General features: G+C 68.8%; 11 protein-coding genes. 7 read left to right on the forward strand and 4 right to left on the reverse strand.

The genetic code is table 11. The features are described from left to right. Positions 1-40: 40 nt before the first annotated feature. Genes CJ177_RS39585 through CJ177_RS39595 form a run of 3 tightly spaced genes read right to left on the reverse strand, consistent with a single transcriptional unit; the run spans position 41 to position 3,022 of the window. Positions 41-1,318 (reverse strand): sodium:proton antiporter, encoded by a 1,278-nt coding sequence (locus CJ177_RS39585; RefSeq protein ID WP_005252822.1) that lies wholly within the window; start codon positions 1,316-1,318, stop codon positions 41-43. Next, on the reverse strand, positions 1,315-1,824 hold the full coding sequence (locus CJ177_RS39590; RefSeq protein WP_005252820.1) for an O-acetyl-ADP-ribose deacetylase: 510 nt from the start codon (positions 1,822-1,824) through the stop codon (positions 1,315-1,317). The genes CJ177_RS39585 and CJ177_RS39590 overlap by 4 nt, the downstream gene beginning before the upstream one ends. Positions 1,825-1,831: 7 nt before the next feature. Next, complete coding sequence (locus CJ177_RS39595) at positions 1,832-3,022, reverse strand: benzoate/H(+) symporter BenE family transporter (RefSeq protein ID WP_095870273.1); 1,191 nt, start codon at positions 3,020-3,022, stop codon at positions 1,832-1,834. A 58-nt stretch (positions 3,023-3,080) separates the two neighbouring features. Here CJ177_RS39595 and CJ177_RS39600 point away from each other — a divergent pair, with 58 nt between their 5' ends. Continuing rightward, positions 3,081-3,542 carry a thioesterase family protein gene (locus tag CJ177_RS39600; protein WP_005252816.1) on the forward strand — a complete coding sequence of 154 codons (462 nt, stop codon included), beginning with the start codon at positions 3,081-3,083 and terminating at the stop codon, positions 3,540-3,542. A 22-nt stretch (positions 3,543-3,564) separates the two neighbouring features. On the opposite strand, the gene CJ177_RS39605 is transcribed toward CJ177_RS39600, so the two are convergent. After that, positions 3,565-4,593, reverse strand: coding sequence for a phosphotransferase family protein (locus CJ177_RS39605; RefSeq protein ID WP_095870274.1), 1,029 nt, complete (start codon positions 4,591-4,593; stop codon positions 3,565-3,567). A 115-nt stretch (positions 4,594-4,708) separates the two neighbouring features. On the opposite strand from CJ177_RS39605, the gene CJ177_RS39610 reads away from it, so the two are divergent. From CJ177_RS39610 to CJ177_RS39635, 6 genes are all read left to right on the forward strand, one after another. Continuing rightward, positions 4,709-5,077 carry a DoxX family protein gene (locus CJ177_RS39610; protein WP_005252813.1) on the forward strand — a complete coding sequence of 123 codons (369 nt, stop codon included), beginning with the start codon at positions 4,709-4,711 and terminating at the stop codon, positions 5,075-5,077. Between the two features lie 243 nt (positions 5,078-5,320). Next, positions 5,321-6,418: a pyruvate dehydrogenase (acetyl-transferring) E1 component subunit alpha gene (pdhA, locus tag CJ177_RS39615; protein ID WP_005252811.1), complete on the forward strand. Its 1,098-nt coding sequence runs from the start codon at positions 5,321-5,323 to the stop codon at positions 6,416-6,418. Next, a complete protein-coding gene (locus tag CJ177_RS39620; RefSeq protein WP_005252809.1) occupies positions 6,415-7,398 on the forward strand; it encodes an alpha-ketoacid dehydrogenase subunit beta in 984 nt (327 codons plus the stop codon). The genes pdhA and CJ177_RS39620 overlap by 4 nt, the downstream gene beginning before the upstream one ends. A gap of 30 nt (positions 7,399-7,428) precedes the next feature. Beyond that, positions 7,429-8,682: a dihydrolipoamide acetyltransferase family protein gene (locus tag CJ177_RS39625; protein ID WP_095870275.1), complete on the forward strand. Its 1,254-nt coding sequence runs from the start codon at positions 7,429-7,431 to the stop codon at positions 8,680-8,682. A gap of 61 nt (positions 8,683-8,743) precedes the next feature. Further along, positions 8,744-9,892, forward strand: a complete 1,149-nt coding sequence (locus CJ177_RS39630) for an MFS transporter (RefSeq protein ID WP_095870276.1) — start codon at positions 8,744-8,746, stop codon at positions 9,890-9,892. Between the two features lie 86 nt (positions 9,893-9,978). Further along, complete coding sequence (locus CJ177_RS39635) at positions 9,979-10,611, forward strand: hypothetical protein (RefSeq protein ID WP_025433000.1); 633 nt, start codon at positions 9,979-9,981, stop codon at positions 10,609-10,611. The last annotated feature ends 36 nt before the right edge of the window (positions 10,612-10,647 follow it).

The raw sequence follows: 10,647 nt of genomic DNA on the forward strand, positions 1-10,647 counted from the left end.
CGAAACGGGCAACCCCTGGTCGGGCGGTGCAGTCGCGACGCTATCGGTCCGCGATTGCACCGCCTTCCCTGCGAAGATCGAGCAGGCGCATCACGCGCGTCGCACTCACCCCGTGGACGAGGACGGAGAGGACGACGGTGAAGGCCACCGTCGACCACAACCATTTCTCGTCGTCCACGCCGGCTTCCGCAGCGGCGTAGGCGAGATAGTAGATCGACCCGATTCCGCGAACCCCGAAGAATGCGGTGACCCGGCGCTCGGGACCGGACATCTCCTCGCAGCCCAGCAGCGAAAGCCATCCCACCACCGGCCGGATGACGAACACGAGGGCTGCCGCGACGAGAACCCCGCCCCACGTCAGTCCGGTCAGCAGACCGGAAGTGAGTGCCACCCCCAGCAGGAGCAGGACGGCAAGGGTGAGCACGTGTTCGAGTTGCTCGATCAGGCTGTGCATCTCGGCGTGGTAGTCGTGGGCCCGCTCCGTCCGACGGATGGCGACGGCGCAGGCGAAGACGGCGAGAAAGCCGTATCCCCCGGCCAGTTCGGTGAGTCCGTAGACGGCGAACGTGGCAGCGAGCGCGAAGATGGGTTCGCTGCGTTCGGCCAGGCGCATGTGTGTGATCGGGAAGCGGAAGACCGCGCGGCCGAACAGATCACCGGCAATCCACCCCAGGGCCGCGCCGATGACGACCTTGCCGATCAGCTCCCAGGCCGCCCACTGCACGATCCACTGCTCGATCGGCCCCTTGCCGATCATGAACAGCGCCAGGTACACGAACGGGAAGGCGAGAGCGTCGTTGAGCCCGGCCTCCGAGGTGAGCGCGAACCGGACCTCGTCGTCCTCCTGATGGGACTCGCCGCCCGACGTGGGACCTTCCACCTGCACGTCGGATGCCAGAACCGGGTCGGTGGGCGCGAGGACGGCCCCGAGCAGGATCGCGACGGCGGGGGTCAATGCCGCCACCCACCAGCCGAGCAGCGCGACAGCGGCGATACCGAGGGGCATCGCGATCAGCAGCAGACGCCACGTCGAATTCCACGTGCGCCAGCCCAGTGGCCTGTCGATCGCCAGTCCCACGCCCATCAAGGCGACGATGACGCAGGTTTCGCTCAAGTGTTCCGTCACGGCGGGATGCAGTGCCGGCGACAGGGTGTCCGTTCCCGACTCGCCGAGGAACAGGCCGCCCCCCGCTCCGACCGCCAGGACGATCAGCGGCGCCGAGACGGCACGGTCCTGGAACAGGCGCGGAACGGTGGCGGCCAGCAGGAGAGCCAGTCCTGCCGTCAGATACGCGAGATCGGTGTTCAGCGCCGTCACCCCACCTCGCCGGCCAGCAGCGCTGCCATCCGTGCGTCGAACGCCACGAACAGCACCCGGGGAATTCCGGCGTCCGACTCACGGACGGCACCGACCGCCTGCCGGACGGCGTCGTCCGCGGGCCAGCCGTACACCCCGGACGAGATCAGCGGAAACGCAACGGACTGCGCGCCGAGGTCGGAGGCCACCGCCAGGCTGCTGGTGTAGGCGCTGCGCAGGATGGCCGACCGATCGTCCGAAGCGGAATACACGGGACCGACGGTGTGAATCACCCATCGGGCCGGCAACCGGCCCGCCGTCGTCGCGACCGCCTGTCCCGCCGGGAGACCGTCCTGCAACGTGGTGGCCCGCAGGTGCCTGCATTCGGCGAGGATCTCGGGACCGCCGGCCCGGTGGATGGCGCCGTCCACGCCACCACCACCGAGCAGTCCGGAGTTGGCGGCGTTGACGATCGCGTCGACCTCGACCGTCGTGATGTCACCGTGCACTACCTCGATGGTGGTCATCACCCCATTATCGCCGCGAGCTCACCGCGACCCGCACGATCAATCCGGCAACCAGCGCCCAGAACGCGGACCCGATGCCGAGGATGCTCACCCCCGACGCGGCGATCAGGAAGGTGACGACGGCGCCTTCCCGTTCGCGGACGTCGTCGAGGGCGGAGGCCAGTGCCCCGCCGAGGGTGCCGAGGAGGGCGAGCCCGGCGACCGCCTCCACGACGCCCTCGGGGGCCGCGGCGATGAGCGTGGCCACCGCGGCGGAACACGCGGCGAGCACCAGGTAGGCCCAGCCTGCCGTGAAGGCCGCGACCCAGCGCTTCCTCGGATCGGGATGTGCGGACGGCGCGGCGGCGAGGGCGGCGCTGATGGCGGCGAGGTTGATGGCGTGTCCGCCCGCGGGCGCGCCCACCAGGGTCCCGACTCCGGTCACCAGCATGGCCGGCCGCCACGGCACCCGGTAGCCGAAGGAATTCATGACGGCGGTCCCGGGGATGTTCTGGGACGCCATCGTCACGATGTACAGCGGGATCGCGATCCCGATCATCGCCTGCCACGTCCACGCCGGTGCCGTGACGTCGAGTCTCGGCAGGAGCGCGCTGGTGTCCAGTCCGTCGCTGCCGGAGGCGAGACCGATCGCGATCACCACCGCGGCAGCCGCGAACGCCGCCGGCACCGCCCACCGCGGCGAGTACCGCTGCAAGACCAGCCACACGAGAACCACGGGCGCGACGGCCAGCGGTGCGTCACGCAGCGCCAGTACCGGCGCCAGGCACAGCGGCAGCAGCACCCCCGCGAGCATCGCCTGCGCCAACGCCGGGGGGATGGCCGCGATGAGCCGTCCCAGCCGTGGCCACAGCCCCGTGAGAATCACCGCCGCCCCCACGACGACGAACGCCCCGACCGCGGCGGGCCAGCCGCCGCTCACCGTCGCCGCGCCGGCGAGGAGAGCGGCGCCCGGCGTCGACCACGCCAGCGTGATCGGCATGCGGTAGTGCCGCGACATCCACAACATGCCCAGTGCCTGCGTCACACACAGCGCCAGCAGTCCCGACGCGGCCTGGGCGGAATTCGCGCCCACCGCCGTCAATCCGGTGAGTACGACCGCGAACGAACTGGTGAAGCCCACCAGGGCGGTGACGATTCCGGCGCTGATCGGCTGGGCGGCGGAATCGGGTGAACGCACATCGCTGTCGGGCACAGACATAGGACGCGATTCTGCCCGACGCGTGGTCCCGGCGATCCGTGGCATTAGGGTCGGCACGGTGAAACACGACGACGCCCCCGCCCTGCCGACCGCCGCCGACTTCCCCGCCCTGTGGCCGGTGCCGACCCGCTGGGAGGACAACGACCATTACGGGCACGTCAACAATGTCACGTATTACTCGTACTTCGACACGGCCGTCAACGGCTGGCTGATCGCGACGACGGGCACCGACATCCGCGATCTGCCCGCCATCGGCGTGGTCGCCGAGACGTCCTGCACGTACGTCAGCGAACTCACCTTCCCGGACCGTCTGCAGGTGGGGTTGTCCATCGAGAAGCTGGGCACCCGGAGCATCGTGTATGCGCTCGCGATCTTCCGCGAGAACGACGACGCACTCGAACTCGCGGCTCTCGGCCGCTTCGTCCACGTGTACGTGGACGCGAAAACCCGCAGGCCGGTGCCGATTCCTGCCGAAATCCGGAGCGCTGCAACCCTTCTGGTGGTGCCGGACGCCGTCTGAACCTCCGGCACCACCAGGGGGTTCAGCGCAGTCCCTCGGCCTCCGCCGTGGCCACCGCCCGGGCGATGATGCCGTCGATCAGCGCGACAGTGGGCGCACCGGTCTCGGCCTTGTTCCGGGGATCGTCGATCACCCGGCGCAGGACGCCTTCGGCGATGATCGCCAGCTTCCACAACGCCAGAACGTGCCAGTACCCCACCTGCGTGACATCGCGTTTCGTGTGGTGGACGTAGGCTTCCACGAGTTGGGCCCGGGTGGGGAATCCCTCCAGAGTGGAGGCCGGGAACGGTCCGGCGTCCTCGTCGCCCGCCTCGGGCCAGTAGGCCAGCAACGCGCCGACGTCGGCGAGGGGGTCGCCCAGCGTGCACAGTTCCCAGTCGACCACCGCGACCACCTCACCTTCCTCGGGCGAGGTGATGACGTTGCTCAGGTGAAAATCACCGTGCACCAACGACAGTTCGGTCTGCTCCGGCATGTTGCGCTCGAGGATGCCCGCCAGATCCTCGATCGCCGGGACGTCACGGGTACGGGACTTCTCCCACTGATCCCTCCAGCGCTTCAACTGCCGTGCCGCGTAAGGCTTGTGGCTGGCCAGATCCTCCAGCCCGGCATCTTTGAGATCGACCGCATGGATCTTTGCGAGAGCCTTCGGCATCGCCAGTCCGACGGCATTCCTCTGCTCGGGTGTCAGCTTCTTCGCCACACCGACACTGTCGATCACCACCCCCGCGACGTAACTCATCAGCACGAGCGGCGCGTCCGTGACCTCCGGATCGTCGGTGAGCCCGAGGATCTTCGGCACCGGAACGTCGGATCCCTGCAGAGAGGACAGAATCCGATGTTCGCGGACCACGTCGTGCGCCGACGCCAGCAGATGCCCGAGCGGTGGCCGCCGCAGCACCCACCGCCCACCACCCGCGTCACTGACCGCGTACGTGAGATTCGACTGACCGTTCCCGATCCTCTCGAAGCTCAGCGGCGCGATCGCTCCCACACCGAGTCCGGCAATCCACGCAGAAACGGCATCTTCGTTCAGCCCCACAGCATTCACGCGCTCGATGCTAACCGCTCGGAAGCCCGATGCGGAGGGAACCGGTCCGCGCCGCAGGTCGCGGCCCTAGGGTGGCAACAGTGAGGCCGATTCGGCCGGAACTGGAGGGACCGACGTGGAAGTTTTCCTCATCGTGTGCGGCGTACTCCTCGCCGTGAGTGCCGTCGCCGTGAGCATTCCCAAGCTGAGATTGAAGGGGACTGCGTGGACGGGGTTGCAATCCCGGGGCCTGAGCAGGCAACAGGTGCGGCTGATCGGCGTGGCGGAACTCGCCGGCGGCGTCGGGGTTCTCGTCGGCCTCTACTGGACTCCACTGGGAGTGATCTCGACGGTGGCGCTACTGATTCTCCTCTTGTGCGCAATCGCCTTTCACGTCCGACACGGCGACTACGGAAACCCCGACACCCGGGCCGTCGCGATGCCCGCGGTCTACCTCGCGATGCTGGCCGTCCTCGCCTCGATCGGGTTCGTGTTCGCGGGGTGATCCGGGGTTCTCGGACCCTTGCAGCAACAACCTGGTGCCGGTTGTGTCCGAATTGGTCATTAGACGCAGCATGACACCGCCAACACCCCTAAAACTGGGCATTCTGCTCGACGCCAGCGGTGCCACTTGCGCACTTCGCGTTCTCGTGGATGCTGTGAAGTAGGACACACACTTGTCCTACCGCAGTACCCGTCTCCTACGAACCCACAAGGTTCACGGACTCGACAACACGAGGTGACCCCGATGGTCGACAAGATTGCCTATCCGGTCCAGCTCATCCAGCCGGACGGCCGCCGGGTCTTCAGACCCGACTACACGAGCCTGGTCCGCGACATCGGACCCGATCAACTGCGCGGCCTCTACGAAGACCTCGTGGTCGCGCGTCGGATGGATGTCGAAGCGGTCGCGCTGCAACGCCAGGGCGAACTGGGACTCTGGGCTCCCCTGCTCGGGCAGGAAGCCGCACAGGTCGGCTCCGCCCGCGCGCTCCGCCCCGACGACTACGCGTTCATCAGCTACCGCGAACACGCCGTCGCCTACTGCCGGGGTGTAGACCCCGGGGTGATGACCCGCATGTGGCGGGGATGCGCCCATTCCGCGTGGGATCCGAGTTCCGTGAACGTGACGAATCCCGCGATCGTCGTCGGCTCCCAGGGGCTGCATGCCACCGGGTACGCCATGGGCGCCCACCTGGACGGCGCGGAGATCGCGACGATCGCCTACTTCGGCGACGGCGCCACCAGTCAGGGCGACCTCGCCGAGGCCCTCGGCTTCTCGATGAGCTTCAACGCGCCGGTCGTGTTCTTCTGCCAGAACAACCAGTTCGCGATCAGCGAACCGGTCCACCTGCAGAGTCCCGTCCCCATCGCGCAGCGCGCCGCCGGTTACGGCATGCCCGCCCTCCGAGTGGACGGCAACGACGTCCTCGCGGTCCTCGCGGTCACCCGCCAGGCCACTCAGCGGGCGCGCGAAGGCAGTGGGCCGACGTTCATCGAGGCCGTCACGTACCGGATGGGCCCCCACACCACGTCGGACGATCCCACCCGGTATCGGGCGGCAGCCGAGACCGAGGTCTGGAAGGCCCGCGACCCGATCGACCGGATGAGGCGCCTCCTCGACCGGGAGGGCCTGCTCGACGACACGTTCCTCGCCGGGGTGCAGGCCACCGCCGACGACGTCGCGGCGCGACTGCGGTCCGGGACCATCGATGCGCCCGATCCCCAGCCGCTCGATCTGTTCGAGCACGTGTATTCCACCGACCACCCGCTCATCGACGAGGAACGCGAGCAGTACGCCGCGTACCTCGCGGGCTTCGCCGGCATCGAGGAGGCACTGTCATGACCACCAGCACGCTCTCGCTCGGCGCCGCACTCAACGCGGGTCTCCGACGCGCCCTCGAACACGACCGCAAGGTCGTGATCATGGGTGAGGACGTCGGACGCCTCGGCGGTGTATTCCGCGTCACCGACACCCTGCAGAAGGATTTCGGCGACAACCGGGTCATCGACACCCCACTGGCCGAATCCGGCATCATCGGCGCCGCGTTCGGCATGGCCCTGCGCGGTTACCGGCCCGTCTGCGAGATCCAGTTCGACGGCTTCGTCTACCCCGCATTCGACCAGATCGTGTCCCAGGTGGCCAAGATTCACTACCGCACACAGGGCAGGGTCACAGCGCCCCTCACGATCCGGATCCCGTACGGCGGCGGCATCGGTGCGGTCGAGCACCATTCGGAGTCGCCGGAGGCGTACTTCGCCCACACCGCCGGACTGCGCGTCGTCACACCCAGCAACCCGGCGGACGCGTTCCACATGATCCAGCAGTCCGTCGCGGCAGACGACCCGGTGGTGTTCTTCGAACCGAAGCGGCGGTACTGGGACAAGGCCGAGTTCGACGTGGACGCCGAACCGGACCTGCCGCTGCATCGGGCCCGGGTGGCCCGGGAGGGCACGGACGCCACCATCGTCGCGTACGGCTCCGTCGTGCCGACGGCCCTGTCGGCCGCGACCATCGCCGCCGACGAGGGGCACTCCCTCGAGGTGATCGACCTGCGCTCCCTGTCGCCGATCGACTTCGACACCATCGAGGAGTCGGTCCGCAAGACCGGAAGGCTCGTCGTCGCGCACGAGGCGTCGACGTTCCTCGGCCTGGGCGCGGAGATCGCCGCCCGCATTTCCGAGAGGTGCTTCTACCAGCTGGACGCGCCCGTGCTGAGGGTCGGCGGATTCGACGTTCCGTATCCCCCGGCGAAGCTGGAACTGCACCATCTGCCGGATGCCGACCGCCTGCTCGACGCGGTCGATCGCAGCCTCGCGGCCTGATCGCACTCATCGGAGGAGAGGAGCCGTCCGTTGGCGCAGGAATTCCGCCTACCCGATCTCGGTGAGGGGCTCACGGAGGCCGAACTGGTCTCCTGGGCCGTCGAGGTGGGCCAGACGATCGAACTCAATCAGGTGATCGGAGAAGTCGAGACGGCGAAGGCGCTCGTCGAGTTGCCTTCGCCGTACGCGGGTGTCGTGGAGGAATTGCTGGTTCCGGCGGGCGCAACCGTGCCGGTCGGGACGCCGATCATCCGGATCGCGACGGATGCGGCCAGCGAGGAACCTCCCACGCGCACGCCCGTTCTGGTGGGGTACGGGCCCGAGGCCGCTGCCGAGAGCAAACGGGCCCGGCGGAGGCTGGTGACCGCTCCGGAGACCGGCACGTCCGGCCCGGACCGTCGGCGCCCCGACGCGTCGCCGGCAGCCCGGGTCGCTGCACGTGAACTCGGAGTCGACCTCGCCGTCGTCGCGGGGACGGGGCCGTCCGGTGCCGTCACCCGGAGTGACGTCGAATCCCATGCGGGTTCGGCCGGGCAGGCCGTGCCGTCGACACCGGACTCGCCGGAACCGCCGGAGCCGTCGGAGCGCGAGACCCGCACCCCGATCCGCAGCGTCCGGAAGCAGACCGCGGCGGCGATGGTCCGCAGTGCGTTCACCGCCCCGCACGTCACCGAATTCGTGACCGCCGACGTGACCCGGTCGGTGGAACTGCTCGAGCGCCTGCGTGACCTCCCCGCATTCGAGGGATTGTCGCTGACACCGCTGAGTCTGGTGGCGAAGGCGATGATCGTCGCGCTGCGGGAGAACCCGACCCTCAATGCGTCGTGGGACGAGGAGAACCAGGAGATCGTCACCAAGTACTACGTCAATCTCGGCATCGCCGCGGCCACACCCCGCGGTCTGGTCGTCCCGAACATCAAGGAAGCGCAGTCGCTGAGTCTGCTCGAACTGTGCCGCGCGATCACCGAACTGACCGCGACCGCGCGCAGCGGCAGAGCCGAACCCGCGCAGCTCACCGGCGGGACGGTGTCGATCACCAACGTCGGAGTGTTCGGTGTCGACGCGGGCACGCCGATCCTCAACCCCGGCGAATCGGCCATCCTGTGCCTGGGCAGCGTCACCAGGCGGCCGTGGGTGCACGAGGACGAACTCGCGGTGCGGTGGGTCACCACCCTGAGCGTGTCGTTCGATCACCGGGTGGTCGACGGCGAGCAGGGGTCGAGGTTCCTGTCGTCCGTCGCGGCGATGCTGCACGATCCCGCCTCACTGCTCGCGCACCTCTGATCCTCGGTACGTTTGGTCGGTGAGTACTTCCCGAGCGTCCGCGGTCGACACGCGCGCACCAGTGGCCGAGCCGCTCCGCCGGGCTCGTGCGGGAACGTTCGGAATCTTCGGGATCAACGGGTTCCTGCTCGGCATGTGGGTCGTGCACATTCCGGCGATCGAGGACCGGACCGGTATCAGCCACTCCACGCTGGGTTCGCTGCTGCTCCTGCTGGCGGTCGGCGCGATCGGCGGCATGCAGGTCAGCGGTCCACTGGCCGACCGATTCGGCAGCAGGCGGATGGTGATCATCGCCGGACTCGCACTGGCGGCCGCCACCGTGGGTCCCGGGCTGGCGTCCGCGGCCTGGCAACTCGGTCTCGCCCTGCTCGTGTTCGGCTTCGCGAACGGCGCACTGGACGTGTCGATGAACTCGCAGGCCGTCGAAGTCGAGCAGCGGTACGGGCGGCCGATCATGTCGGCGTTCCACGCCCTGTTCTCCGTGGGCGGGGTGGCCGGATCGCTGCTCGGAGCGGCGACGCTCGCCGTCGGATGGGCCCCCGTGACGGCTCTGCTGGTCGCCGGCGGTGTCGGGGTCGTCACCGTCGCCACGGGCTCGCGGTGGCTGATGGCGGACCGTCCCCGCTCTCGGCACGACGCCGCTCCCGCCGAGAAGGCACAGGGCCGGCTGTCCACGCGGGTCCTCGCGCTCGGTGGCATCGCCTTCGTCCTCATGCTGTCGGAGGGTGTCGCGAACGACTGGAGCACCCTGCAGGTCAAGGAGCACCTCGGAACGTCCGATTCCGTCGCCGCCCTCGCGTTCGGAGCGTTCTCGGTGATGATGACGGTGGGCCGGTTCACCGCGGACCGCGTGAGCGGCGCGCTCGGTCCCGTCGCCGTCGTCCGCTACGGCACCCTGATCGCGGCCCTCGGAATGCTGCTCGTCGTCGTCTCGGGACTGCTCCCGCTCACCGTCCTGGGCTGGGCGCTGTTCGGCCTGGGATTGTCGGGATGCGTGCCGCAGATCTTCACCGCCGCGGGCAACCTCGGCGCGGGTTCCGCGGGCACCAATATGTCCCGTGTGGTCGGGCTGGGGTACGTCGGATTCCTCGCCGGCCCCGCCACCATCGGCTGGATCACCCAGGTGGTTCCGCTGACCGTCGCGATGGTGGTGCCCCTGACCTGCGTGCTGGTGGCGGCCACGTTCGCGGGGGCAGTCCGGCGCACCTGACACGCTCGCCGCACGAACAGGACCGTTCACCGACCTCACAGCGGCCTCTCATCGATCGTTCAGCGTCGGTTGGCACACTGTGTGTCGTGACCGAATCGACTAGCAGGCTGCGTCGCAGTGTTCGTCGCCTCGCCTTCGCCGCGGCGGGTGTGGTGGCACTGTGCGCGCTGTACCTCATACGCCCCGAATCGTCGGGTCTCGTCCTCCCGGAGGCACTCCGACCCGTCGCCGATCCTGTGATCCAGGCGATCGACGTCACCACGGTGCTCGCAGCGACCGTGGTCCTCGCCATCGTCGCGGCGATGCGAAAACTTTCGTACGGCATGGGTGCCGTACTGCTGCTGTGTATCGGCGCGAATCTCACCAGCGCCGCAGTCCGGGCATGGGAATCGGATGCGCCGTCGGTGCTCCTGCCGAGCGGGCACGTCGTCGCCGTCACCGCGCTGTACGGTTCGGCGCTGCTGGTGTCGGCACCGCGGTTCCGGCCCGTCATCGCGGGCCTGGGTTTCGCCGTCGTCCTCGGTGTCGCGGGGGCCGCCGCGCTGGTCGAACCCGTCGGCATCTTCGGCCTGGCGGCAGGCCTGATCATCCTGGCGATCTGGTGGACACTGGCGTCCACCCTGATGCTGTACTCCCCTGTGGCCGCCGAGCGTGAAGAGCGACGGCCCGACACCGCGGCCATCGCCTTCTCCCGGCACCGCGGCAGTCTGCGCCTCTGAGGCGCTTCGCGCCCGTGCGTGGTTTGCGAGTCTCTG

This window comes from Rhodococcus sp. ACPA1, assembly GCF_002300195.1.
GTDB classification, from domain to species: domain Bacteria; phylum Actinomycetota; class Actinomycetes; order Mycobacteriales; family Mycobacteriaceae; genus Rhodococcus_F; species Rhodococcus_F opacus.

What these genes read in the sequence shown, in the direction of transcription:
- CJ177_RS39595 (WP_095870273.1), bottom strand. Translation starts at nt 3,022, where the DNA reads ATGTCTGTGCCCGACAGCGATGTGCGTTCACCCGATTCCGCCGCCCAG.
- CJ177_RS39590 (WP_005252820.1), bottom strand. Translation starts at nt 1,824, where the DNA reads ATGACCACCATCGAGGTAGTGCACGGTGACATCACGACGGTCGAGGTC.
- CJ177_RS39620 (WP_005252809.1), top strand. Translation starts at nt 6,415, where the DNA reads ATGACCACCAGCACGCTCTCGCTCGGCGCCGCACTCAACGCGGGTCTC.
- pdhA (WP_005252811.1), top strand. Translation starts at nt 5,321, where the DNA reads ATGGTCGACAAGATTGCCTATCCGGTCCAGCTCATCCAGCCGGACGGC.